Here is a 24,782-nt window from a genome sequence, read left to right as displayed (position 1 = left end):
TGATCATCGGCGCCATGGCCGACGACCAGCCCAGGTAGTTGGACTCCAGGGAGGCGAGCAGCTCGTTGATGTCCTGCGTGCTGAGCCCGGCCGCAGGCCGTGGGCGGTGCCGGGGGCGTTCGCGCTCCGGCGGTGGGACCGGACCGGTCAGCCCCGGGTGCGGTAGCCGAAGAGGCGGACCGCGTACGCGGGGGACTCGTCGTCCTCGGACTCCTGGATGAACCAGCGGTCGTCGTGCTCGCCGACCAGGAGCTCGTTCCACATCATGTCGATGAGCTTCAGGCGTGACACCACGGACGACTCGGGGTCCAGGACGATGGAGTAGGCGTGGTCGGTCAGCCGCTGGGTGACCATGCCGACCGACTGGCCGTCCCAGATGGCGGGGACGGGGGCGTGGCCGACCTCGATCCCGCACAGCCGCAGCTGCTCCATCTCCTCGTCGAGGGCCTCCGCCGCGAGGGCGCCGTCCAGCCTGAGGGCGTCCTCCAGCTCGTCGCGGTCCTCGTCGGTGCGCAGATAGGCGTGGTAGGTGCGGTAGCCGCAGGTGCGGCACTTGCGCCAGACGACGCAGCGGGCCAGTCCGTAGGCCGACTGGGCCTCGCCCACACTCTGGTAGTCGCTCACCTCGCGAATCATGCCGCATTCGCAACACAGGGCCGTGAGATCCTGCTTCATCAGAGTCCCCCCTCCCAGGCGAGTATGCGACGAACGGAGCCCGTTAGGGAACCCGTTCGGAGAGGAAGTCGCGGCAAGGCCTCGTCATCAATGCCCAAAATGACCGGGTAGAGGGTTTCGGACACGTCCTCCCCGATGCGTCGGTGTGGCAAGTCCTCCTCCGCCGGGTCGGCGCTACTCGTCCATCGACAGGCCGCGCTTGTTGCGCGCGCTCCAGTCGCGCATGCGCTGGGGGTAACCGACGATCTGCACGTCGTAGGCGGGGGCGGCCAGGTCACGGGCGACCTTGCGGATCACCTCGGGGGAGCCGCAGCGGCGCCGGATCCACTCGCCGTCGGTGGCCACGGCGACGGCCGTGGTCCGGGTGGCGAACGTTTCGGGCTCGACGAAGAACTCCACGCCCACCCTGCTCTTCGAGAACTCGATCAGCGCCTTGATGTCCGAATCCTCGGAGGCCCGGTCGAAACGGGCCTTGCCCTTGCGGTTGGCCTTGCGGAGTCCGAAGCGGTCTCGCCATCCCATCGGCGCTCTGTCCCCTCAGGTACTGCTGCGGGTGGTGTGCGGAGCGGGGGTCCGTGTCCGGATCCCCCGGAGCCGCGGTGCCCCAGAGTCTATCCCGCCCAAACGACACGGATCGGGCGTGCAGGCCCCGCCCGGCACCGGTCTCACGCGTTTCCCGGACAGCCCTGTCACCGCGCTGCTACGTTCTGTTGTCACGCGGCACCATCAGGGGGAGAAGAGCATGCCGATGTGGACGTGGGCAGGGGAGACCTCCCGCCGGCTCAGGGCGGCGGGGCAGGACGAGCTGGCGGACGGGGTCACGGCGCTGCCCGTGCTCTGCGAGGCGGGGGACGCGGTACGGGTGGAGGCCGTGGCCAGGTCGGCGATGCGCACCGCGCGCCGGCTGGTCGCCGAGGCGGGGAGCGCGCAGGCCGCGGTGCCGGGGGTCTTCGGGCCGCCGACGCTGTTCTTCCTCGCGCACTGGCCCCTGGCCGTGCGGGTCGGGGTGCTCGCCGAGGGCAGGCGCGCCCTGTCCCAGGTGACGGCGGCCGCCGCCGACGAGCCGGCGCCGCACGAGCACGGCCCGCTGCCGGTGTCCCTCCAGGAGACGCTCGTGCGCTGCCACGCGAACGTGGACGCTAGGGGGACCACCGACCTGCGCCGCGATCTGCTGTCCACCCGCAGCCTGGCCGGCTGGGAGCGCACCCCGGCCTGGCCCGCCCTCACCCTGGCCCGTGTCAACCTGCTGATCGACGAGGACCTGGCCGACCGGGCGGAGACGGAGCTGCGGCGCTACGAGCACACCGCCACCGGACCGGCGGTGCTCGGCGCCGACGGCGTCTTCACCCTCGTGCGCGCGCTGCGCCACCAGGACAAGCACACGCAGGCCCTGGAGGTCCTCGACCGGATGGAGGCGGAGCTCGCCCTCGACGAGGCGAACCCGCGCCGCGACGCCCTGCGCCGCCGCATCCGCTTCGAGCGGGCGCGGCTCCTCTCCTGGCTCACCAGGCTCGGCCAGTGCGCGCCCCGCGAGGCCATCGCCCCGCTCCCGACGGTCGAGGAGGCGGAGGCCCACCCGAGTCTGCGGCCCGCCTGGGTGGAGGCCGTCGAGAACCTCGTCTGCCAGGGCGCCGTCCGCAACGACTGGCGGCTCGGGGTCCGGGTGACCACGTGGTCCCGCTACTTCGAGAGGGTCGGGGCGCCCCGCCGCGGCGCGGAGCTGGCCCTGGCCGCCGCCCGCCTGGCCGCCGGCCGCGGGGCCCGCTGGGTGGCGACCTGCTCCGCCCAGCGCGCGGAGAGGCTGATCGGAGAGCTGGGCCGCACCGACGAGATCCTGGGGGACCTGGTCGAGGCCCGCGCGATGATCGGCGGGATCCCCCCGATCGCCCCGGCGGCGCCCGCAGAGCGGATCCTGGCGTTCCTCCGCGCACAGCCCGCCGAGCAGGTCGATCCCGAGTTCCAGGCCGAGCAGGTCAACGCGGCCCTGGAGAGGATCCCCCACGACACGCCGCTCCTCAGCGCGCTCGGCCAGGTCGGGCGCACCCTCATGCTGTCGGACGCCGCCACCGAGCCGCAGTGGAGGCACGTGCGCGAACAGCCCGGTGACCAGCGGGCGGCGCTGTCCCTCCTGGAGACGCTGCTCCACGACAACGACACCGCCGGCGTGCGCGACCTGGTGCGCACCCTCGCCGCCGGCGCCCTCAACGGCGGTCCCGACGCGGAGGCCGGGTTCGGTCCGGGCGCGGAGCCCCCGGTCCTGGCCACCGCCCCGGGGGCGGCCTTCTAGGCGCTGCCGGGAACGGCCCTCCGGCCGGTGACCCCGGCGCGGAGGTCAGGCGGGCGCCGACCGGCCCGCGACCCCGGCCGCGGCGGGCTGGGCCCCGGCGATCGCGCGCCCGGCCGGGTAGGCGAGGGCGGCGGAGGGCAGCCGGGCGGGTCGTCCGCTGGCCAGTACCCGCACCAGGCCGGCACGGTTGCGACCTCCGTCCGCGAGGGCGGGCCGGGCCGCCGCGCCGGCGACGCGCCGCAGTGTCTGCGCGGCCACCGCGCCGGCGGCGGTGAAGAGCTCGGCCCGGCCGCCCAGCGCGGCGGAGATCCGTTCGCCCACGAGGTCGTAGTGGGTGCAGCCCAGCACGACGCCGCGCACGTCCCCCGGTGTGAGGTCGGCGGCGTGGGCGACGGCGTCGTCGATGAGCCGGGGATCCGCGGACTCCACGGCCTCGGCGAGCCCGACGCAGGCGACCGGCGTCACGTCCACGCCGCCCGCGAAGGTCTCGATCAGCCGGCGCTGGTAGGCGCTGCGCGTGGTCGCCACGGTGGACCAGACGGCGATGGGCCCTCCGGCCGCGGCGGCGGGTTTGATCGCGGGGACCGTCCCGACCACCGGCACGTCCGGCTCGAACTCGGCGCGGAGCTCGGCGAGGCCGTGGACCGAGGCCGTGTTGCACGGTACGACCACCGCGTCCAGCCCCCGGCCGCCCGCGGCGCCCGACGCCGCGCGGGCCCCGGCCAGCGCGCGGGCGATCACCTCGTCCGGCGTCCGCCGCCCCCAGGGCATGTGGTCCGGATCCATGGCCAGGAACAGGTCGGCGTCCGGCCTGGCGGCGTGCAGCGCCGCCGCGGTCGAGAGCATGCCGATGCCGGAGTCTACGAGAGCGATACGCACGAACCCAGATCCTACGTCGTGCCCGCCTCCGGCCGCCCACACCCGTTCGGTGACCCCGGTGAACACGTGACCCGGGCAACACCCCAGGTAGACGGACTTCTGGGAAGACACGGCACAAATGGGGTGGCACAAGACCGTTACCGGTAGGTAGAACTGAGGAGATCGGCCCATCCCAGCCGCTCCCGGCGGCCAGGGCCGATCCGACCCACACTGTGCGTCGCCGACACCGGAACGGGAACTGGGATGACTCCTCAACAGCAGGGAACGGGCAGCGGCACCGCGGCCGGACGGCGGACGGGGTTCGCCGAGCACATAGCGGCGGTCCAGCGGGTCCGCCGCGACTACCGGGCGCTTCCACAGGACGCGCCGGTCCGGCTGGCCAAACCCACCTCCAACCTGTTCCGTTTCCGGGAGCCCTCCTCCGGCCCCGCCCTGGACGTCTCCGGCTTCACCGGCGTCATCGCCATCGACCCGGTCGAGCGCCTCGCCGACGTCGGCGGCATGACCACCTACGAGGACCTCGTCGCGGCGACCCTCCCGCACGGGCTGATGCCGACCGTCGTCCCCCAGCTGCGCACCATCACCCTGGGGGGCGCCGTCACCGGCATGGGGATCGAGTCCTCCTCCTTCCGCAACGGCCTCCCGCACGAGGGCGTCCAGGAGATGGAGATCCTCACCGCCACGGGCGACGTCGTCACCGCCACCCGGGACAACGAGCACAGCGACCTCTTCCACGGCTTCCCCAACTCCTACGGCACACTCGGCTACAGCCTGCGCCTGCGCATCGAGCTCGAACCCGCGTCCCCCTACGTGCACCTGCGCCACCTGCGCTTCCACGGAGCCGCCGAGGGCATGGACGCGCTCGCCCGGATCTGCGAGGACCTCGAGCACGAGGGGCAGCCGGTCGACTTCGTGGACGGGGTGGCCTTCGGGCCCGGTGAGCTGTACCTCACCCTGGCCCGGTTCACCGACCAGGCGCCCTGGACCAGCGACTACACCGGGAACGACATCTACTACCGGTCCATCCGGCGCCACGCGGGCCGCGGCCCGGGCGACTACCTCACCCTCCACGACTACCTGTGGCGCTGGGACACCGACTGGTTCTGGTGCTCGCGCGCCTTCGGCGCCCAGCACCCGCTCGTGCGCCCCCTGTGGCCGCGCTCCCTGAAGCGCTCCGACGTGTACCGCAGGCTGGTCGCCTGGGACCGGCGGACCGACTTCTTCCGCCTCCTCACCCACTACCGGGGCAAGCGCCCCCAGGAACCCCTGATCCAGGACGTCGAGGTCGGCGTCGAGAGGGGGGCCGAGTTCCTGGACTTCTTCCACTCCGAGATCGGCATGGCCCCGGTCTGGATGTGCCCCCTCCGGCTCCGCGAGCCCCGGCGGCCCGAGCTGGGGGAGGGCGAGCACATCTGGCCGCTCTACCCCCTGGAGGACGGCCGCCTCTACGTGAACTTCGGTTTCTGGGGGCTCGTCGACATGAAACCGAACCAGCGCCGCGCCCACCACAACCGGCTCGTCGAGGAGCGCGTCGCCGACCTGGGCGGACACAAGTCCCTGTACTCGGACTCCTTCTACGGCGAGGACGAGTTCTGGCGGCTCTACAACGGTCCCGCGTACTCCGCGCTCAAGGAGGCGTACGACCCCGGGGGGCGGCTGCTGGACCTGTACGCCAAGTGCGTGCGAAACCGCTGACACCACAGGGAGGCGGGCCGCGGGGACGGACCGCCTCCGAGAGAGGTAAGGACAGAGAGCATGCGTCTTGCCGAGATCTTCGAGCGCGTCGTCGGGCCTGACGCGCCCCTCCGGTTCACCGCCTACGACGGCAGCAGCGCAGGGGACCCGGACAGCGACGTCGCCCTGCACGTGCGGACACCGGTCGCCGTCAACTACCTGGCCCAGTCCCCGAACGGGCTCGGGCTCACCCGCGCGTACGTCTCCGGCCACCTGGAGCTGGAGGGCGACATGTACACCGCCCTCAGACACATGGCGGACTTCGCCTTCGCCGAGGGGATCAACGTGTCCGCCCGCGACCTCGCCGAGATCGTCCGCTCCGTGGGCTGGGTCAAGTTCGTCAACCGGGTGGCCCCGCCGCCGGAGGAGATGACCCGCGGCCGACTGGCGACCCGGGGCTGGCGCCACTCCAAGCAGCGGGACGCCGAGGCGATCCACCACCACTACGACGTCTCCAACGCGTTCTACGAACTGGTGCTGGGCCCGTCCATGACCTACACCTGCGCGGTCTTCGACGACGCCGACGGCGCCCTGGACAGGGTGGGCCGGGAGGACGGCGCGCTGGAGAGCGCCCAGTTCCGCAAGTACGCACTGGTCTCGCGCAAGCTCGGCCTGGAGCCGGGCATGCGCCTGCTCGACGTGGGCTGCGGCTGGGGCGGCATGGTCATGCACGCCGCCCGGGAGCACGGGGTCCGCGCCCTCGGCGTCACCCTGTCCAAGGAGCAGGCCGAGTGGGCGGGCAAGAAGATCGCCCAGGAGGGGCTGTCGGAGCTCGCCGAGGTCCGGCACATGGACTACCGGGACGTGCCCGACGGCAGCTACGACCGGATCAGCTCCATCGGCCTGACCGAGCACATCGGCGCCAGGAACCTGGACGCCTACTTCGCCTCGCTGTACGCCAAGCTGGTCCCCGGGGGCCGGCTGCTCAACCACTCCATCACCCGGCCGCGCAACAACCTCAGGCCGATGGACACCGGCGGCGTCATCAACCGGTACGTGTTCCCCGACGGGGAGCTGGAGGGGGCGGGCCGGATCCAGACCGCGATGAACGACGCGGGCTTCGAGATCCGCCACCAGGAGAACCTGCGCGAGCACTACGCGCTCACCCTCCGCCACTGGGGCGCCAACCTGGAGCGCAACTGGGACGAGGCGGTCGCCGAGGTCGGAGAGGGCACGGCCCGGGTCTGGCGGCTCTACATGGCGGGATCCGTGCTGGGGTTCGAGCGGGACGTGGTGCAGCTGCACCAGATCCTCGGGGTGAAACTGGACGGCACCGCCGCCCACATGCCTCTGCGCCCGGTGTTCTGACGCCGGCGCGGCCCCCGGCGCCCCGGGGCCGGCGTCGGCGGGGGCCCGCCGGCCCCTGTTCGCCGGAAGGGGATCCCGGCCTGTCCGGGGCTCCGCCGGGACCCGTTCGCGGCATCATGGACCCGAGCCCCACCATCCAGAAGGGACCACCACCGTGTCCTCAGAGTCATTCTCCGGACCATCCCACGATCCCCGCGACGGCAGGACGCCGCCGCCGGAGACGCCGGACCGCGTCCGGCGGACCGCGATCGAGCTGATCGAGGCCTACGCGGACCGGGACCGGGAGGCGCTCGACGCGGTCGTCCCGCGTGCCGCCGACGACGTGGACGAGGTCCTGTCGGAACTGAAGGTCGTCGCCGCCTTCCTCGGCCGCAGGGTGCAGCAGACCGGAGTGGTGTGGAAGCCCGCCGACTCCCGCGAGGCCGTCGCCCGTACCGTCGCCGAGATGCTCCCGCCCGAACTGGAGTTCGCGGTCGCCACCGCGTGGGAGGCCCACTCGGTCGGCGAGGAGGAGGCCGCCGAGCGCTTCACCCGGGGCGACCCCATGGTCTACGTCCACATGCTCGCGGCGTTCGGGGCCGCCATCGGCCTGGCCGTCTACAAGCGCGCCGAACTCCTGTCCGTCCTGCGTCAGGTCACCGGCCTGGCGGAGTAGGGCGGCGACACGCGGGTCCGGGACCCCGGTGGCGGAGGGGTCGGGCGTGCCCGGGGGCGCGTGGTGAGCCGGTTCCCGGGCCCCGACCCCTAACGGGTCAGACACAAATCACAGTGGTTTACTTCACTGGAGGCCGTTCTTTACGTAGGTTTCCTACCAACCCTCAGGGGACCCTCGAAAGGAACGGGAGGCGTGCCGATGGCCCGCAGACGAACCCACAAGTACGTTCCACTCCCCGCCGCCGCGGTGGCGCTGGTCCTGGCCGCCACGGCGTGCGGGTCCGGCGGGGGCGGTGACGGCTCCGCCGCCGACGGGCTCACGGTGTGGATCATGCAGGGCACCAACCCCGACGAGACCGGGTTCTTCGAGGAGGCCAACGCCGCGTTCACCGAGGAGACCGGTGTCGAGGTCGACGTCGAGTTCATCCCGTGGCAGGACGCCCAGAACAAGATCTCCACGGCCATCGCCGGAGGGACCACGCCCGACGTGGTCGAGCTCGGCAACACGCTCACCCCCGGGTTCGCCGACGCCGGGGCGCTGCACGACCTGTCCGGGTACGACATCGACACCGACCAGTACATCCCCGGCCTCATGGAGATGGGCCGGCTCGGCGACGGCGTGTACGGCGTCCCCTGGTACGCCTCCATCCGCTCCGTGGTCTACCGCTCGGACATCTTCGAGGAGCACGGCCTGGAGGTGCCGGAGAACTGGGAGGAGCTGCGCGAGACCGCGACGGCCCTCGCCGAGGCGGAGGACGGCATGATCGCCTTCCCCGTGCCCGGCGACGCCCAGTACTCGGTCATGCCCTGGATCTGGGGCGGCGGCGGGGAGATCGCCGTCGAGCAGCCGGACGGCACCTGGGTGTCGGAGATCGACACCCCCGAGGGCCGGGCGGGGATCGAGTTCTTCACCGGCCTGGCCCTGGAGGACGGCACCTCCACCACGGGCGCGGTCAACTGGACCGAGATCGAGGTCATGGAGTCGATCGCCAACGAGGAGGCGGCGATGGCCATCCTCGGCAGCGCCAACCCGAAGGCCATCCTGGAGAGCAACCCCGAGCTGGAGGGCAGGATCGACTCCTTCACCCTCCCCGGCCAGGAGGAGGGGTACATGCCCTCCTTCGCCGGCGGCTCCCTGCTCTCGGTCTTCGAGGGCACCGGCAACGAGGAGGCGGCCTGGCAGTACGTCCAGCACCTCACCGGCGACGAGTTCTCCATGCGGTGGTCCGAGGAGACCGGGTTCTTCCCCGGCGTCACCGCGAAGGTCGAGGAGTTCTCCGAGTCGGCCGACCCGATCCTGGGACCGTTCGCGGTCCAGCTCAACGAGGCGAGCCGCGGCGTTCCGGTGACCCCGGCCTGGACCCAGGTCGAGGCCGAGAAGCTCCTGGTCGGCATGCAGCAGTCCATCCTCAACGGCGAGGCCTCGGTGGACGAGGCCACCGCGGACACCGCCGCGGAGATCGAGCGCATCCTCAACGGGGGTTAGGCAGTGGGAACACCGGTCGGGCTGGGAACCAGTGGACCGGGGCAGGGCGTCCGCCGCCCCTCCGGACCGTCCCCGAGGCGGTCCGGGGCCGGGCGGCGGCCCCCGCTCCTGGGCCGGCGCGCACGGAGGACCCTCCTCCCGTGGGCGCTGCTCGCCCCCGCGCTGACGGTCATCGGGCTGCTCCTGCTGTTCCCGCTCGGCCGGATCCTGTGGCTCTCCTTCCGCGACTTCAAGCTGCGCAACCTGATGTCCGGCGAGTCCGACTTCATCGGCCTGGACAACTACGTCGCGCTGCTGACCGACCCCTACCTGTGGCAGGTCGCCATGGTGAACACGGTCGTGTTCGCCGTGGTCGCGGTCCTCACCACGATCGTCGTCGGCACGCTCGTGGCACTGCTGCTGTCGACGCTGTCCACGGTCCCCCGGCTCGTCGTGGTCTCCTGCATCATGGTCGCCTGGGCCATGCCCGCCGTCAGCGGGACCTACGTCTGGGTCTGGATCTTCGACGTCGACAACGGCGTCGTCGCCCAGGCGCTGACCTCCCTCGGGCTGCTCGACCCCTCGGGGCACAACTGGTTCGCCGACCGGCTGTTCTTCTACGCCATCGTCACCCTCAACGTGGTGCACGGCGGTTTCCCGTTCGTGGCGGTCACCGTCCTGGCCGGACTGCTCACCGTCCCCGCCGAACTCCACGAGGCGGCCCGGATCGACGGGGCCGGCGCCTGGAAGCGCTTCTGGCACGTCACGTTCCCGGTGCTGCGGCCCGTGTTCGCGGTGGTCACGGTGCTGTCGACGATCTGGGACTTCAAGGTGTTCGCGCAGATCTACCTGATGCCCGGCGGCGACGTGGGCGGCTCGGACATGCTCAACCTCGGCGTGTGGTCCTACGTGAGGTCCTTCGGCCACAACGACTACGGGCTGGGCGCGGCCATCGCCGTCCTGCTCACCCTGCTGCTGCTGGTGGTCACGGTGTTCTACCTCAGGGTGCTGTTCCGAGAGGACGGGCTGAGGTGACCGGGCGCGGCTGCGGGGCGCGCACGGGGGACCGCGGCTCAGTGGACGCCCGACACCAGCTTGTCCCGCACCCGGCGCCAGTCCACGGAGGCCAGGGAGCGCCGGTTGAGGTCCTCCCGGACCGCGGACATGGTGCGCAGGTCGTACTCGTCGAGCGGGCGCCCGTCGTCGTTGTCCTGGTTGACCAGGTTGTCCACGTACGCGAACAGCAGCCGGCCGCCCGTGTCGGCGAGGGCGTGCCGGACCGCCCTGTCGCGGAACCGCGCGTCGTGCGGGATCCAGCTGATGACGACCTCGGTGGGGGAGGGGGCCGGGGAGTCGTGCACGGCGCTACCCCGCCGCTTCCGGCGGTCCCGACCATCCTGGCGACACGGCCCTCACCCCTCCTCGCCCGCCGGGGCCGGACAGGCGTCCCGCACCGGGCAGAGGTGGATTCTAACGGCCTGTCCCGGCCGCCGGACAACCCGATCCCGCCCTACGGGCGCCGCTGACGAGGAGGACCGTTGGGCACGACCGCACACGTATCGGCCGCCGCCGACCGCGACTGGGAGGAACGGGTCCGCCGGGCCAGGCGCAGGGGCGGCGCCGTCCGCTCAGGCCGCCTCCTGGCCAAGGGCGCCGCGGTGGGCGCGCTGCTGCTGTTCACCCTGTTCCCGGTGTACTTCATGCTGACGAGCGCGTTCTCGGACCGGAGCACCTCGGGCACCGGGGCGCTGCTGCCGACCGCACCGACCCTGGACAACTTCGCCTACGTCTTGACCGAGGGCAACTTCGACACGTACATGGCCAACTCGCTGGCGGTCGCCTGCATCACGGTGGTGGGCGCGTGCGTGCTGTCGCTGCTGGCCGCGGTGGCGGTGGCGCGGTTCCGCTTCCGGTTCCGCACCGCTGTGCTGGTCATGATCCTCATCGTGCAGATGGTGCCGCTGGAGGCGCTGGTCATCCCGCTCTTCCTCCAGGTGCGCGACCTTCAGATGCTCAACACCCTGCTCGGCCTCGGCATCGTGTACGTGGCCCTGTCCCTGCCGCTGGCGGTGTGGATGATGCGGGGCTTCGTCGCGGCCGTGCCCGTGGAGGTGGAGGAGGCCGCCTACATCGACGGCGCCTCCTGGCTCCAGATGTTCTGGAGGGTCCTGTTCCCGCTCGTCGCGCCCGGCCTGGTGGCGACCGCGATCTTCTCGTTCATCGTGGCCTGGAACGAGTTCGTGCTCGCCCTGACCTTCATGACCCAGAGCGAGAACTACACCGTCGCGGTCGGCCTGCGCCAGTTCTTCGGCCAGTACGCCAACGAGTGGGGGCACGTGATGGCCGCGTCCACCCTCATCACCCTCCCGGTCATGGTCTTCTTCATCCTCGTCCAGCGCTTCCTGGTCTCCGGCCTGGTCCAGGGCGCGGTCAAGGGATAGGGGCGGGGCCGGCCCCGGGAGACCGGCCCCGCGCCCCCGGGCCGAGGGCGGCGGAGCCGCCCGCGCCGGCTCGTCCCCGCGCGTGCGCGCACGCGCGGGGGTGGGAGGGTGCGGGTCAGCCGCGCAGCTCGCGCTTGAGGATCTTTCCGGTGGACGTCATGGGCAGCTCGGTGCGGAACTCGACCTCGCGCGGGTACTTGTAGCCCGCCAGGCGCTCCTTGGACCAGGAGACGAGCTCGTCGGCGGTGAGGTCGGAGCCCTCCTTGAGGATCACGAACGCCTTGACCTCCTCGCCGTGGGTGTCGTGCGGGACGCCGACGACCGCGGCGAGACCGACCGCGTCGTGGGTCATCAGGACCTCCTCGACCTCGCGCGGGTACACGTTGTACCCGCCGCGGATGATCATGTCCTTGGAGCGGTCGATGATGAAGTAGAAGCCCTCCTCGTCCCGGCGGGCGATGTCGCCGGTACGGAACCATCCGTCCCGGATGACCTCGGCGTTCACCTCGGGGCGGTTGTGGTAGCCCTTCATCACCAGGTGGCCGCGGACGGCGATCTCCCCGACCGGCTCCCTGTCCTCCTCCTGGACGACCTCGTTCCAGTCCGGGTCGATCAGCTTCATCTCCACACCCCACACCGGGCGGCCGATCGAACCGGTCTTGGCCTTGACCCGGGGGTTGTTGAAGGAGGCGACCGGCGAGGTCTCGGACAGGCCGTAGCCCTCCTTGATGCCGACGCCGAACACCTTGGTGAAGTCCTCGGCGAGCCGGCCGGGCAGGGCGGCGCCGCCGGAGACGGCGTCGACCATGTTCGCGGCGATGCCCTCGAGGTCGTACTCGCCGGCCCCGGCGCTCTGGACCGCGTTGAGCAGGCCCCAGTACATGGTGGGCACGCCCGCGAACCCGGTGACGCCCTCCTTCTCCATGAGGCGCAGGGCCTCGTCCCCGTCGAAGCGCGGCATGAGGACCATGGTCCCGTGGCGGTACAGGCAGGCGTTGAGCATGACCGTCTGGCCGAAGATGTGGAACAGCGGGAGGACCACCAGGGAGACGTCGCGGCCCTCCGGGTGCGCGTTCACCAGCTTGGCCGAGCCGATGGCGTTCATCATCAGGTTGTTGTGGCTCAGCTCGGCGCCCTTGGGCTTGCCGGTCGTGCCGCTCGTGTAGATGATGACCGCCGTGTCCTCGGCGCTCGTCTGCACGCTCTCGAACTCGCCGGACCGGCCCTCCAGCGCCTTCCAGAAGGTCTCGGCGCCGTCGATGGTGGACTCGGTGGCGCCCGGCACGGCGGGGAGGTCCACGTAGATGTCGCAGCCGTCCGTCTGCCGGAAGGCCTCGTAGGCGCGCGGGCCCAGCGGCAGTTCCGGGGTGCCGGTGAACGCGAACAGCGCCTTGGCCCCGGAGTCCTCCAGGTGGTAGGCGATCTCACGGGGGGTCAGCAGCACGTTCAGGGGGACGACCACCGCGCCCGCCTTGAGGGCGCCGAAGTAGACGAACGGGAAGTAGGGCACGTTCGGGCTGGCGAGTGCGACCCGGTCGCCGGGTCTGATCCCCCGGGAGACGAGGAGGTCGGCCACCTGGTTGGCGATCATGTCGGTGAGGGCGTAGTTCAGGCGCAGGTCCCCGAAGACCAGGCACTCCTTCTCGGGCGCCGAGCGGGCGCCGTCCTCCAGAAGCACGGACAGGTTGAACATGGGGGCCTCCCGCAGGCAGGTGAATCCGGTGGATCCGGATAAGTCAGGACACGCACGAAGGGAGCCGGTGTGACCGGGATCGCGTGTTCTGTGCCACTTTCACGGCAGAGTAACAAACCGAACAGTCGGTGTGGAGAGGACGCGGGTCCGTAATCTCACCGATCTTTTCGCTACGCTCCGTCACGGTTCCCGGCTCCCGGGGGGGCGGGGGCCGTCCGCGGTCCGAGGGGCGCGAACGCGTCCTGCGCCCGACCCGCCAACCGCTAACCTGTGGGAAGTACACCCGGACGCGGCTAAGGAACCTTCAGCGATGACAGCGGTAGACGGCGACCAGACGACGGGCGACACCTACGACGCCCGCGCCCTCCAGGACAAATGGCAGGCGCGCTGGGCCGCCGAGCTCCCGTTCCAGGCCGAGGAGGATCCCGAGGACACCCGTCCGCGCTCCTACATCGTCGACATGTTCGCCTACCCCTCCGGCGACCTGCACATGGGTCACGCGGAGGCGTACGCCATCGGCGACGTCATCGGCCGCTACCGCTTCCAGCGCGGCGACAACGTCCTGCACCCCATCGGCTGGGACTCCTTCGGGCTGCCCGCCGAGAACGCGGCGATCAAGAACGACTCGCACCCCGCCGAGTGGACCTACGCCAACATCGAGACCCAGGCGGCCTCGTTCCGGCGCTACGGCATCGGCGTGGACTGGTCGCGCCGCCTGCACACCTCGGACCCCGAGTACTACAAGTGGAACCAGTGGCTGTTCACCCGCTTCTTCGAGCGCGGGCTGGCCTACCGCAAGGACGGCCAGGTCAACTGGTGCCCCAAGGACCAGACGGTGCTCGCCAACGAGCAGGTCGTCCAGGGCAGGTGCGAGCGCTGCGGCTCCGACGTCGTCCGCCGCAGCCTGAACCAGTGGTACTTCAAGATCACCGACTACGCCCAGCGCCTGCTGGACGACATGGACCAGCTCGACGGAGGCCGCTGGCCCGACGAGATCCTGGCCATGCAGCGCAACTGGATCGGCCGCTCCACCGGCGCCGACGTGCACTTCCGGATCGAGGGCCGCGACGAGCCGGTCACGGTGTTCACCACGCGCCCGGACACCCTCTACGGCGCCACGTTCTTCGTGGTGGCCGCCGACGCGGACCTGGCGGAGGAGCTGTGCGCCCCCGAGCAGCGGGAGGCCTTCGACGCCTACCGCGCCGAGGTCGCCAAGCTCTCCGACATCGAGCGCCAGGCCACCGAGCGCCCCAAGACCGGTGTCTTCCTGGGCCGCTACGCCGTCAACCCCGTCAACGGCGAGCGCATGCCCGTCTGGGCCGCCGACTACGTCCTGGCCGACTACGGCCACGGTGCCATCATGGCGGTGCCCGCGCACGACCAGCGCGACCTCGACTTCGCCCTGGCCTTCGACCTGCCGGTCAGGGTCGTGGTGGAGACCGGGGAGCCCGACCCGGCGGAGACCGGCGTGGCCACCGCGGGCGAGGGCACGCTGCGCGACTCCGGTCCGCTGGACGGCCTGGCCAAGGCCGAGGCGATCGAGCGCATCATCGGGGTGCTCGCCGAGCGCGGCACCGGCGAGGGCACGGTCAACTACCGGCTGCGCGACTGGCTGCTGTCCCGCCAGCGCTACTGGGGCACGCCCATCCCGATCGTCCACTGCCCCTCGTGCGGCGAGGTCGCGGTCCCCGACGACCAGCTGCCCGTCACCCTCCCCGAGCTGAAGGGCGCCGAGCTGGCGCCCAAGGGCGTGTCGCCCCTGGCCTCGGCCGAGGAGTGGGTCAACGTGGACTGCCCGTCCTGCGCGGGCCCCGCCCTGCGGGACACCGACACCATGGACACCTTCGTGGACTCGTCCTGGTACTTCCTGCGCTACTGCTCGCCCCGCCTGGACACCGCCCCGTTCGACGTCGAGGCGGTCGACAAGTGGGGGCCGGTCGACCACTACATCGGCGGCAAGGAGCACGCGACGCTCCACCTGATGTACGCCCGCTTCTTCACCAAGGTCCTGCACGACCTGGGCATGGTGTCCTTCACCGAGCCCTTCCGCCACCTGACCAACCAGGGACAGGTCATCAACCAGGGCCGGGCGATGTCCAAGTCCCTGGGCAACGGCGTCGACCTGGGCAAGGAGATCGACGCCTACGGCGTGGACGCCGTCCGGCTGACCATGCTCTTCGCCTCCCCCCCGGAGGAGGACGTCGACTGGGCCGACGTGTCCGCCGTCGCGGCGCAGAAGTTCCTCAACCGCGCCTACCGGGTGATGAGCGAGGCGGGAGCGGCCAGCGAGCCCGGCGCCGACCCCGCCGGGGGCGACACCGCCCTGCGCAGGGTCACGCACCGCACCATCGACCAGATCACGAACCTGGTCGAGTCGCGGCGGTTCAACGTGGCCATCGCCCGCACCATGGAGCTGGTCTCGGCGACCCGCAAGGCCATCGACTCCGGCCCCGGGGCGGGTGACCCCGCGGTGCGCGAGGCCGCCGAGTTCGTGGCCGTCGCCCTGTCCCTGTTCGCGCCCTACGTGGCGGAGGAGGGCTGGGAGAAGCTGGGGCACGTGGGCACCGTCGCCGTCGGCCACTGGCCCGAGGCGGACCCCGGCCTCCTGGTGCAGGAGACCGTGACCTGTGTCGTGCAGGTGCAGAGCAAGGTTCGTGACAAGCTGTCCGTGGCGCCCGACATCGACCCCGCCGAGCTGGAGAAGCTGGCGCTGGCGTCGGAGCGGGCACAGGGCTTCATCGGCGACAAGCAGATCCGCAAGGTCATCGTGCGCGCGCCGAAGCTGGTGAACATCGTCGTCGGCTGACCGGAACGGGACGGCGGCCGCCGGGCGCGGCCGCCGTCCCCCGCGGTCGGCTCGGTGACCGACAGGGAGGCGGGTGGCCGGGTGGGTCCCCTCGTGCGGGTGGCCGTGATCGGTGCGGGCGCGGTGGTGCTGTCCGCGGCCGCCGTCGGCGGCGGGCTGTGGCTGTCCGGGAACGACCCGGACGTCCCCGAGAGCGGTGACGTCCACGCCGCGGCGACCGGCTGCGACGCCGTCACCGGCGAACTCCTCGCGGAGCGCCTGCCCGGGGCGGTCGCGCAGCCCCGGGAGCAGGGCCCCCTGGAGGGCGGCGACAACCTCGTGTGCGCGTGGTCCTCGCCCGGGGCCCCCGGCGGCGACGGGGGAGCACTGCGCGTCGACGTGTCGGCGCTCTTCACCGACGCCACGGGGGAGGAACCGGTGACCGGGGCCGACCGCGCCGCGGAGGCGTACACGGCACTGCTGCCCGTGCGCGCCGAGGAGGTGGACCTGCCGACGGGCGAGGGCGCGGTGTGGCACGGGCAGGTGCCCGGCACCGCCGAACTCGCCTTCCACAGCGACAACCTGTTCGTGCGCGTGTCCTACGCGGGCCTGGCCGGGCAGGAGCCGGTCGACCCCGAGGAGGCGGCCGACCTGGCCGCCGAGTTCGCCGGACGGATCGGGGAGTCCCTGTGAGCCCGCAGTACCCCGCCCAGCCCCCGTACGGCCCTCCTCCCGAGGTGGTGCCGTCGGCGCAGCCGCAGAGCAGGGGTTGCGCGACGGCGGGAGTGGTCGCCGCCGGCCTGGCCCTGCTCCTGCTCGCGGCCGGCGCGATCTGGTACGTCGTCACGCGGGACTCCCCGGAGACGGGCGAGTACGAGTCGGCCCCCGAGTGCGCCGCCGTAGCGACGGAGACGCTGGACGCGCTGGTGCCGGGGCACGAACTGGAGCTGGAGGAGCCGGTCGGCGGTCCGGAGGACCCGGCCGGGTCCGGGTGGCAGTGCCGCTGGGCCACCCCGGAGGGCCCGGGAGAGGCGGTTCCGGCCACGGCGACGCTGGTGATGGTGGCCGCTCCCAACCCGGGCGGGGTGACGACCGCCGCCGACAACCTGCGCGCGACCACGGAACAGCACGACACCACCGGGCTGGACGGTGTCGGGGAGGAGGCGGTGCGCTGGACCCGCGGGGCGCCGTTCACGGTCGGCTGCGTGGGGACGCGGGTCTCCAACCTGTACCTGGAGTCCTGCTACAGCGTGGCGTCCCGCTACGACGCGACCGAGCCGGCCGACGAGGAGCGTATCGTCGCCGACGCGGAGGAGCTCGCCCTGGCGGTGGTCGGGGCCCTCCCGGAGTCGATCCCCGAGTGACGGGCCGGCGCCCCCCGGGCGTCCCCGACGGCCGGGAGCCCTACCAGGCGGTGTCGAGGAACTCCTCCAGCGCCGGGGCGACCCCCTCGGCGAAGGGTCTGTCCGAGTCCAGGACCGCCGCTCCGGGCTCGTCCTCGAAGGCCCGGAGGATGTGGTCGGTACCGGGCAGGTCCACGCGTTCGGCGCCGTCCAGACCCGTCATGAGCCGGTCCACGTCCTCCCGCGAGACCTGGGCGTCGTCCTCCCCCCACAGGACCAGGACCGGTGTGCCCTCGGGCAGGTCGCGACCGAGTTCGACGGGGTCGAGGCCGTCCATGAACGCGAGGAAGTCGGCGTTCCACGGTGTGTAGACGCCGAACCGGTCGCTCTCCTGCGACGTGAGGTCGCGTCCTCCCCTGACCGCGGCCCGCCCGGCGCGCATGTCCGAGAGGATCTGCACCGCCTCCGCCTCCTCGATCTGGCCCGCCCCCTCCGCCAGGCGGACCTGCTCGGTGAGCTGGCGGTCGAGGAGGTCCAGGTAGCGCGTGCCCGGAGGGGCGGCCAGCACCAGCGCGGGCGAGGGGTGCCCGGAGCCGATGAGCTCGTGGGCGCGCAGGGCGTAGAGGGCGCCCTCGCTGTGGCCGACGACGACCACGCGCCCCGGGTCCACCTCGGGCTGCGCGACGAGCTCCTCGTACGCCGCCACGACCTGCCGGTCGAAGACCCCGGGGTCCACCGGGGCGATCGTCCGGACACCCCCGGGGCCGGTCTCCTCCCCGGTCTGCGGGTCCGGGCCGCTGCCGAACTTGTCGTAGCGCAGCGAGGCCACACCGGCTTCGGCGAGTACGCGGGAGAGGTTGCGGTTGGTGTCGGCGTCGGGCCGCGCGGGCGCGTTGCCGTCGCGGTCGGTGGGACCGCTGCCGGAGATGATGAGTGCGCCGGGGACCCTCCCGGACGCGTCGTGCGGTGTGCGGAAGCTCGCGGAGACCTCGTGCCCGCCGCCCTCGAAGGCGAGTTCGCGCTCGACCCCGCCGGCACCGGGGGGCTCGGCGCCGCCTGTGTCGGCCGGGGCGCAGGCGGCGGCGGAGAGCAGGACCGCGAGGGCACCGCCGACCAGTGCGGCGCGCGGTCGGGCGGAGGGGGAGGAGAGTGGTGTGGACACGGTTCCAGCCTAGCGGCCCCGCCCGGCGGGCCCCCGTCGTCCACAGGCCCTCCCGCGACCGTGCGCGTGCCGGGCGTCCCATGCCAGGGAGGCCGGGGATGCGCCGAGGTTCCCGCGATCGCGCGCGTGCCGAGCGGCCCCGGCCGCCGGGCGCCCGCGCGCACGGCACGGCGCCCCCGGGCCGTCGCAGGACGGCGCCGGGGGCGCGGGGCAGTGGGGCCGGACCGGGGTCAGACGCGTCGCATGACCGCGACGACCTTGCCCAGGACGGTGGCGGCGTCCCCGTTGATCGGCTCGTAGGCCTCGTTGCGCGGCATCAGCCAGACGTGGCCGTCCTCCTCGCGGCGCAGGACCTTGACGGTCGCCTCGTCGTCCAGCAGGGCCGCCACGATGTCACCGTTGTTGGCGTCCTGCTGCTGGCGGACCACGACCAGGTCGCCGTCGGTGATGGCGGCGTCGATCATCGAGTCGCCGACCACGGTGAGCATGAACAGGCGGCCCTCCCCGACCAGCTGGCGGGGCAGCGCGAGCACGTCCTCCACCGACTCCTCGGCCAGGATGGGCCCGCCGGCGGCGATGCGGCCGACCAGGGGCACGGCCGCGGCGCGCGAGGGGTCGATGTCCTCGGGGGTCACGGTCCGGCCGGAGGAACGGCCGGGCGAGCGCAGCTCCACCGCCCGGGGCCTGTTCTGGTCCCGGTGCAGGTAGCCCTTGCGCTGGAGGACCTTGAGCTGGTGCGCCACGCTGGAAGGGCTGGAGAGGCCGACCGCTTCCCCGATTTCCCTTATCGACGGGGGGAAGCCCCGCTCGCGCACATACCGCTGGATGCAGTTCAGGACGCTCTGCTGTCGGGCGGTGAGTTTGGGGGCTTCGGGCGTGGATCCCCCCGTGTTCCCCACTGCGGTGAGAACGGCGGTGGAATCTGCGGTTCCGGGATTCTCCTCCGGCACGGCCGGGCCTCCTCGGCATTCGGTTCGGTCAGGGCCTGATTGCGTGACTGGCCACCACCGGTCCGCAACCGCGCCGACCTGGGGTCCGCGTGATGGCGAAACCAGCGTGAAATCACAGTCAACATTAGACGTTGCGCACGGTGATATCAAACAAGCGTTCGATGGCTCGGTCCATTGTCCCGCGTGTTTTCGCGGTCAATTTCCGGCCTCTACCGACGTGTGTACACGTGTTCACGTGGTGTTGTCCCCGGAATGCGCGAACACGTCTCCCCGAGGGCGGTTCCGGGGGATGTGGGACTGGTCTCCCGGATCCCGGGGGCGATGCCGGAACCCCCTCGTGGGACGTGCTTCCGGGCGCGGCGGGCCGCCGGTCGCAGCGGGCGCCGGGGGCCTCCGCCGCTATTCTTGTCGACGGAGCCGGACGCCCCCGGGGCGGCCCGGCGCCCCCGCGCCCCCATGTCCGCCCTCTGCCTCCGCCGCGGGTCCCGTCGCGTGCCCGCGTGCGGGACACGCGGGCCGCGGAGTTGCGGGCCACCCCTTGCTGCGCCTAAGTTCGACCACAACATCTGGTGCTCTCGCGGGATGGATTGTCCAGGAGTTGTGGTTTAGTAGAGATACAGGGTGTCGATTCGGTGAGGGAAGCAGGTGAACCAGGATGCACTGTCCGTTCTGCCGCCATCCGGACACCAGGGTGATCGACAGCAGGTCCACCGACGACGGCGCGGCCATCAGGCGCCGCCGGTCCTGCCCGGTGTGCGAGCGCAGGTTCACCACGCAGGAGACCGTCCTGCTGATGGTCGCCAAGCGCTCCGGGGTCACCGAGCCCTTCAGCCGTACCAAGATCATCGCCGGGGTGCGCCGGGCCTGCCAGGGCCGCCCCGTCTCCGAGGACGCGCTCGCCAAGCTCGGCCAGCAGGTCGAGGAGGAGATCCGCGGACGCGGCGTCGCCGAGGTGCCGGCCCACGAGATCGGCCTGGCCATCCTCGGCCCGATGCGTGACCTGGACGAGGTGGCCTACCTGCACTTCGCCAGCGTCTACCGCGGTTTCGAGAGCCTCGCCGACTTCGAGGCCGAGATCGCCAGCCTGCGGCAGGACCGGGAGGACGGTGACGGCGGCGCGGCCGGCCCCCTCCCCGAGAGCAGCACCACCACCGGGTAGCGCCCCCGCGGCCGGGAGAGGGCCGCGGGCGGGGCACCGCAGGGGCCGGCCGGACACCGCGGGACACGTCCTCCCGTGACCGGCCGTCCCGTATTCCAAGGACGCCGTGCACGGTTGGGCAGGCCGTGCCCACGAGGTAGGGGGAGAATCCACGATGACGGAAACCGCCAGCGGTTCGACGGGGCGCAAGGGCAAGGGGAGCCGCAAGGGCCTGAAGATCAAGCGGGTCTTCACGACCCCCGGGACGCACCCGTACGACTCCCTGGAGTGGGAGCGCCGCGACGTCGTCATGACCAACTGGCGTGACGGCACGGTCAACTTCGAGCAGCGCGGCGTGGAGTTCCCCGCCTCCTGGTCCATGAACGCCACCCAGATCGTGGCGAGCAAGTACTTCCGCGGAGCCGTCGGCACCCCCGAGCGCGAGTGGAGCCTCAAGCAGCTCATCGACCGCGTCGTCGGCGTCTACACCGCGACCGGCGTCGAGCACGGCTACTTCGCCGGCGACGAGGACGCGGAGATCTTCGACCACGAGCTCAAGCACGCCCTCGCCAACCAGCTGTTCAGCTTCAACTCGCCGGTGTGGTTCAACGTCGGGACGGCCTCGGCGCAGCAGGTCAGCGCGTGCTTCATCCTCTCCGTCGACGACACCATGGAGTCGATCCTCGACTGGTACAAGGAAGAGGGGATCATCTTCAAGGGCGGGTCCGGCGCGGGTGTGAACCTCTCCCGCATCCGCTCCAGCAAGGAGCTGCTGTCCTCGGGCGGCACGGCCTCCGGACCCGTGTCCTTCATGCGCGGAGCCGACGCCTCGGCCGGGACCATCAAGTCCGGTGGAGCCACCCGCCGGGCCGCCAAGATGGTCGTCCTGGACGTCGACCACCCCGACATCGAGGAGTTCGTCGAGACCAAGGCCCGCGAGGAGCACAAGATCCGCGCCCTGCGCGATGCCGGCTTCGACGTGGACCTGGGCGGCGCCGACATGTTCAGCGTCCAGTACCAGAACGCCAACAACTCCGTCCGCGTCTCCGACGCGTTCATGCGCGCCGTCGACACCGGGTCGGAGTTCGGCCTCACCTCCCGCACCACCGGCGAGGTCGTCGCCACCGTGGACGCCAAGGACCTCTTCACCCGGATGGCCAGGGCCGCCTGGGAGTGCGCCGACCCCGGCATCCAGTACGACGGCACCATCCAGGACTGGCACACCAACCCCGAGACCGGGCGGATCAGCGCCAGCAACCCGTGCAGCGAGTACCTGTCCCTGGACGACTCGTCCTGCAACCTGGCCTCGATCAACCTGCTGAAGTTCCTGCGCGAGGACGACACCTTCGACGTCGAGGGCTTCACCAGGCTCACCGAGCTGGTCATCACGGCGATGGACATCTCCATCACCTTCGCCGACTTCCCGACCGAGAAGATCGGTGAGACGACCCGCTCCTACCGCCAGCTCGGCATCGGCTACGCCAACCTGGGCGCCCTCCTCATGGCCACCGGCCACGCCTACGACTCCGACGGCGGCCGCGCCGTCGCCGCCGCCGTCACCTCGCTGATGACCGGCACCGCCTACCGCCGCAGCGCGGAGCTGGCCGGGGTGGTCGGCCCCTACGACGGCTACAAGCGCAACGAGCAGGCCCACAAGCGCGTCATGCGCAAGCACGCCGCCGCCAACGACGACCTGCGCACGGTGACCTCCCTGGAGGAGCCCGTCCACGCCGCGGCCACCCGCGAGTGGGCCGAGTGCCTCAGGGTCGGGGAGCGCAACGGCTGGCGCAACGCCCAGGCGAGCCTGCTCGCGCCCACCGGCACCATCGGCTTCATGATGGACTGCGACACCACCGGCATCGAGCCCGACTTCTCGCTGGTCAAGTTCAAGAAGCTGGTCGGCGGCGGTTCGATGCAGATCGTCAACCAGGCCATCCCGCGCGCGCTCGCGAACCTGGGATACCAGGACGAGCAGGCCGAGGCGATCGTCGAGTACGTCGCCGGGAACGGCCACGTCGTGGACGCCCCCTCCCTGCGTCCCGAGCACTACGAGGTGTTCGACTGCGCGATGGGCCGCCGCTACATCAAGCCCATGGGCCACGTGCGGATGATGGCCGCCGTGCAGCCGTTCCTGTCCGGCGCGATCTCCAAGACGGTGAACGTGCCGGAGGACGCCACGGTCGAGGACTTCGAGCACATCTACTTCCAGGGCTGGAAGCTGGGCCTGAAGGCGCTCGCCGTCTACCGCGACAACTGCAAGGTCGGCCAGCCGCTGTCGACGGGCGCGTCGGAGAAGGAGGAGGCGGAGCCCGAGGTGCGGACCGTCGAGGTGGCCCGCCCGGTCCGCCGCCGCCTGCCCAAGAAGCGTCCGAGCGAGACCACCTCGTTCTCCGTGGGCGGCGCCGAGGGGTACATCACGGCGGGCTCCTACCCGGACGACGGCCTGGGCGAGGTCTTCATGAAGCTCGGCAAGCAGGGTTCGACCCTGGCCGGGGTCATGGACGCGTTCTCCATCGCGATCTCCATCGCCCTCCAGTACGGGGTGCCGCTGGAGACCTACGTGGACAAGTTCACCAACATGCGGTTCGACCCGGCGGGCATGACCGACGACCCGGACATCCGCATGGCCCAGTCGGTGGTGGACTACATCTTCCGCCGCCTGGCCCTGGACCACCTGCCCTACGAGGAGCGCGCGGCCCTGGGCGTCCTGTCGGCCTCCGAGCGCCAGGCGCAGCTCGCGGGCGAGGACCCGGCCCAGGTCGCCGCCCAGGTGGAGTCCTACGCCCAGTCCGCCGCCACCCACGGGGCTGAGGCGCCCGGGACCCCGGCCGCGCCCGCTCCGCAGGCGTCCCCGGCGGAGCCCGCCGAGGTGCACTCCACGGCGGACCTGCTGGCCGGCCAGGGGTTCGTCGCCGACGCGCCGCTGTGCGTCACCTGCGGCACCAGGATGCGGCCCTCCGGCAGCTGCTACGCCTGCGAGGGCTGCGGCTCCACCAGCGGTTGCAGCTGATCGCACGACGGCCCCGACCGGGGCCGGGACACGCCCGCCGGGGGGGGGGGGGGGGGGGGCGCGCCCCCCCCCCCCCCGCCCCCCCCCCCCGCCCCCCCCCCCCGCTCAGCTGTAGCACCCGCACGAGTACGTCACGTACTTGACGTACTCGGTGGCCGGTGGCACGCTGAGGGAACGCCCCGACGGAGGTACCGCCATGACGCCCGTGCACTACGACAGCTACACCGAGGCCCGCGCGCATCTCAAGGCCCTCCTGGACGCTGCGGAGAGGGGCCGTGTCGCCACGGTTCGCCGCGACTCGGCCAGAACCGCCGTCGTGGACGTCGGGAGACTGCGCCACTACCTGGCGACCGTTGCGCCGTCCCGGGCGCAGGTGGTGCCCGAGGCCGGCGGATGGTCCGTCTTCATCCCGGGGCTGCCCGTCGCGGCGGACGGCGCCTCCTTCGACGAGGCCGTCACCGAGATGGTCCACGCCCTGCGTGAATACGCGGAGGACTGGCAGGACCACCTGCTCGACGCGCCCAACCACCGGGAGAACTGGGGACTGGTCCAGCTGATCAGCCTCAGCGACGACGAGGAGTTGCGCGACTGGCTCGTGGGGAGGGCGCGGTGACCTGGCCCCGCCCCACGCGCGAGGACCACGACCGCTTCTGCAGGGCCGAGGGTTGGCGGCCGGTACGCAGTGCACGCGGCGGTACCGGCACCCACCACACCACCTACGAACTGGACCTCCCGGACGGTCGGATACTGAGGACCCGGGTGTCCCGGCCCCCGGACCGGACCGACTACGGGAGGAGTGTGTGGGCGCACATCCTCCGGGACCAGCTCGACGTCGACGAAGCCGCGTTCTGGGCGTGCGTCAGGGACGGCGCCGTCCCCGACCGGGGGGAGCCCGTCGCGCCTGCGGGCGCCCTGCCCGCAGACCTCGTCCACCTGCTGATCTCCAAGCTCGGGCTCGACTCCGCCGAGATCGCGGGGATGAGCAGGGAGGAGGCGGTCGGCAGGCTCCAGCGGTACTGGATGGAGGGCGGCTGACCCGGGAGGCACGGGGGAGCGCACGCGCAGGGCCGGTCCCGCACGACGGCCCCGAGCGGGGCCGGGACACGCCCGCCGGGGGCGGGGGCCGTACCTCGTAGAAGGGGGCCTGGACCTCGGGGATGTCGTCTGGCAGGTCTGCAAGTAGGGCGTGCCAGTCCTCATAGCTGCCTTTGAAAGCCAGCTGGGGGTTGACGTACCACACCGATTCGCGTCCCCGGCG

At 71.9% G+C, this 24,782-nt stretch carries 21 protein-coding genes; 14 read left to right on the top strand and 7 right to left on the bottom strand.

The window, feature by feature from the left end; all coding sequences use genetic code 11:
- Nucleotides 1-147: 147 nt before the first annotated feature.
- Together ABZ234_RS31645 and ABZ234_RS31640 are read right to left on the bottom strand one after the other, a co-directional pair.
- Nucleotides 148-675: a DUF6315 family protein gene (locus tag ABZ234_RS31645; protein WP_267948645.1), complete on the bottom strand. Its 528-nt coding sequence runs from the start codon at nucleotides 673-675 to the stop codon at nucleotides 148-150.
- A gap of 174 nt (nucleotides 676-849) precedes the next feature.
- On the bottom strand, nucleotides 850-1,197 hold the full coding sequence (locus tag ABZ234_RS31640; RefSeq protein WP_267948646.1) for a hypothetical protein: 348 nt from the start codon (nucleotides 1,195-1,197) through the stop codon (nucleotides 850-852).
- A gap of 220 nt (nucleotides 1,198-1,417) precedes the next feature.
- On the opposite strand from ABZ234_RS31640, the gene ABZ234_RS31635 reads away from it, so the two are divergent.
- Nucleotides 1,418-2,962 carry a hypothetical protein gene (locus ABZ234_RS31635; protein WP_355014455.1) on the top strand — a complete coding sequence of 515 codons (1,545 nt, stop codon included), beginning with the start codon at nucleotides 1,418-1,420 and terminating at the stop codon, nucleotides 2,960-2,962.
- Between the two features lie 45 nt (nucleotides 2,963-3,007).
- Here ABZ234_RS31635 and ABZ234_RS31630 read toward each other — a convergent pair whose 3' ends face one another.
- Nucleotides 3,008-3,841: an aspartate/glutamate racemase family protein gene (locus ABZ234_RS31630; protein ID WP_355014454.1), complete on the bottom strand. Its 834-nt coding sequence runs from the start codon at nucleotides 3,839-3,841 to the stop codon at nucleotides 3,008-3,010.
- Nucleotides 3,842-4,084: 243 nt separating this feature from the next.
- Here ABZ234_RS31630 and ABZ234_RS31625 point away from each other — a divergent pair, with 243 nt between their 5' ends.
- From ABZ234_RS31625 to ABZ234_RS31605, 5 genes are all read left to right on the top strand, one after another.
- Nucleotides 4,085-5,536, top strand: coding sequence for an FAD-binding oxidoreductase (locus tag ABZ234_RS31625; RefSeq protein ID WP_355014453.1), 1,452 nt, complete (start codon nucleotides 4,085-4,087; stop codon nucleotides 5,534-5,536).
- 60 nt (nucleotides 5,537-5,596) lie between these two features.
- A complete protein-coding gene (locus ABZ234_RS31620; protein WP_330159068.1) occupies nucleotides 5,597-6,883 on the top strand; it encodes a cyclopropane-fatty-acyl-phospholipid synthase family protein in 1,287 nt (428 codons plus the stop codon).
- Nucleotides 6,884-7,037: 154 nt separating this feature from the next.
- Entirely contained in the window at nucleotides 7,038-7,538 is a 501-nt protein-coding gene (locus tag ABZ234_RS31615; protein WP_267948651.1) for a hypothetical protein, read from the top strand.
- A gap of 198 nt (nucleotides 7,539-7,736) precedes the next feature.
- A complete protein-coding gene (locus tag ABZ234_RS31610; RefSeq protein ID WP_344182930.1) occupies nucleotides 7,737-9,023 on the top strand; it encodes a sugar ABC transporter substrate-binding protein in 1,287 nt (428 codons plus the stop codon).
- Nucleotides 9,024-9,131: 108 nt separating this feature from the next.
- Nucleotides 9,132-10,037, top strand: a complete 906-nt coding sequence (locus ABZ234_RS31605; RefSeq protein ID WP_355014456.1) for a sugar ABC transporter permease — start codon at nucleotides 9,132-9,134, stop codon at nucleotides 10,035-10,037.
- A gap of 38 nt (nucleotides 10,038-10,075) precedes the next feature.
- Here the strand turns inward: ABZ234_RS31605 and ABZ234_RS31600 are convergent, their stop codons facing one another.
- The gene (locus ABZ234_RS31600) at nucleotides 10,076-10,363 is read right to left on the bottom strand and encodes a hypothetical protein (RefSeq protein ID WP_355014452.1); all 288 of its coding nucleotides are present in this window, start codon (nucleotides 10,361-10,363) and stop codon (nucleotides 10,076-10,078) included.
- Between the two features lie 297 nt (nucleotides 10,364-10,660).
- Between ABZ234_RS31600 and ABZ234_RS31595 the strand changes: the two genes are divergently transcribed.
- Complete coding sequence (locus ABZ234_RS31595; protein WP_267950285.1) at nucleotides 10,661-11,443, top strand: carbohydrate ABC transporter permease; 783 nt, start codon at nucleotides 10,661-10,663, stop codon at nucleotides 11,441-11,443.
- Nucleotides 11,444-11,558: 115 nt separating this feature from the next.
- Here the strand turns inward: ABZ234_RS31595 and ABZ234_RS31590 are convergent, their stop codons facing one another.
- Complete coding sequence (locus tag ABZ234_RS31590) at nucleotides 11,559-13,136, bottom strand: long-chain fatty acid--CoA ligase (RefSeq protein ID WP_355014451.1); 1,578 nt, start codon at nucleotides 13,134-13,136, stop codon at nucleotides 11,559-11,561.
- A gap of 310 nt (nucleotides 13,137-13,446) precedes the next feature.
- Here ABZ234_RS31590 and leuS point away from each other — a divergent pair, with 310 nt between their 5' ends.
- From leuS to ABZ234_RS31575, 3 genes are all read left to right on the top strand, one after another.
- Nucleotides 13,447-15,942 carry a leucine--tRNA ligase gene (gene leuS / locus ABZ234_RS31585; RefSeq protein WP_355014450.1) on the top strand — a complete coding sequence of 832 codons (2,496 nt, stop codon included), beginning with the start codon at nucleotides 13,447-13,449 and terminating at the stop codon, nucleotides 15,940-15,942.
- 81 nt (nucleotides 15,943-16,023) lie between these two features.
- Nucleotides 16,024-16,614, top strand: coding sequence for a hypothetical protein (locus ABZ234_RS31580; protein ID WP_355014449.1), 591 nt, complete (start codon nucleotides 16,024-16,026; stop codon nucleotides 16,612-16,614).
- Nucleotides 16,615-16,658: 44 nt separating this feature from the next.
- On the top strand, nucleotides 16,659-17,285 hold the full coding sequence (locus ABZ234_RS31575) for a hypothetical protein (RefSeq protein ID WP_267950286.1): 627 nt from the start codon (nucleotides 16,659-16,661) through the stop codon (nucleotides 17,283-17,285).
- A 40-nt stretch (nucleotides 17,286-17,325) separates the two neighbouring features.
- Here ABZ234_RS31575 and ABZ234_RS31570 read toward each other — a convergent pair whose 3' ends face one another.
- Nucleotides 17,326-18,426 (bottom strand): alpha/beta fold hydrolase, encoded by a 1,101-nt coding sequence (locus ABZ234_RS31570; RefSeq protein ID WP_355014448.1) that lies wholly within the window; start codon nucleotides 18,424-18,426, stop codon nucleotides 17,326-17,328.
- Between the two features lie 230 nt (nucleotides 18,427-18,656).
- On the bottom strand, nucleotides 18,657-19,376 hold the full coding sequence (gene lexA / locus ABZ234_RS31565) for a transcriptional repressor LexA (protein WP_352983528.1): 720 nt from the start codon (nucleotides 19,374-19,376) through the stop codon (nucleotides 18,657-18,659).
- Between the two features lie 655 nt (nucleotides 19,377-20,031).
- On the opposite strand from lexA, the gene nrdR reads away from it, so the two are divergent.
- The 4 genes from nrdR to ABZ234_RS31545 all read left to right on the top strand — a co-directional run bounded on the left by nrdR (nucleotide 20,032) and on the right by ABZ234_RS31545 (nucleotide 24,559).
- Nucleotides 20,032-20,535 (top strand): transcriptional regulator NrdR, encoded by a 504-nt coding sequence (gene nrdR, locus ABZ234_RS31560; protein ID WP_267948659.1) that lies wholly within the window; start codon nucleotides 20,032-20,034, stop codon nucleotides 20,533-20,535.
- 154 nt (nucleotides 20,536-20,689) lie between these two features.
- Nucleotides 20,690-23,524, top strand: a complete 2,835-nt coding sequence (locus ABZ234_RS31555) for a vitamin B12-dependent ribonucleotide reductase (RefSeq protein WP_355014447.1) — start codon at nucleotides 20,690-20,692, stop codon at nucleotides 23,522-23,524.
- 196 nt (nucleotides 23,525-23,720) lie between these two features.
- Nucleotides 23,721-24,137 carry a prevent-host-death protein gene (locus ABZ234_RS31550; RefSeq protein WP_355014446.1) on the top strand — a complete coding sequence of 139 codons (417 nt, stop codon included), beginning with the start codon at nucleotides 23,721-23,723 and terminating at the stop codon, nucleotides 24,135-24,137.
- Entirely contained in the window at nucleotides 24,134-24,559 is a 426-nt protein-coding gene (locus ABZ234_RS31545) for a cytotoxic translational repressor of toxin-antitoxin stability system (RefSeq protein ID WP_355014445.1), read from the top strand. The genes ABZ234_RS31550 and ABZ234_RS31545 overlap by 4 nt, the downstream gene beginning before the upstream one ends.
- Nucleotides 24,560-24,782 lie beyond the last annotated feature (223 nt).

This window comes from Nocardiopsis sp. NPDC006198 (assembly GCF_040613895.1).
Lineage (GTDB): Bacteria > Actinomycetota > Actinomycetes > Streptosporangiales > Streptosporangiaceae > Nocardiopsis > Nocardiopsis tropica.
This window is presented reverse-complemented; position numbering and strand designations above follow the sequence as displayed.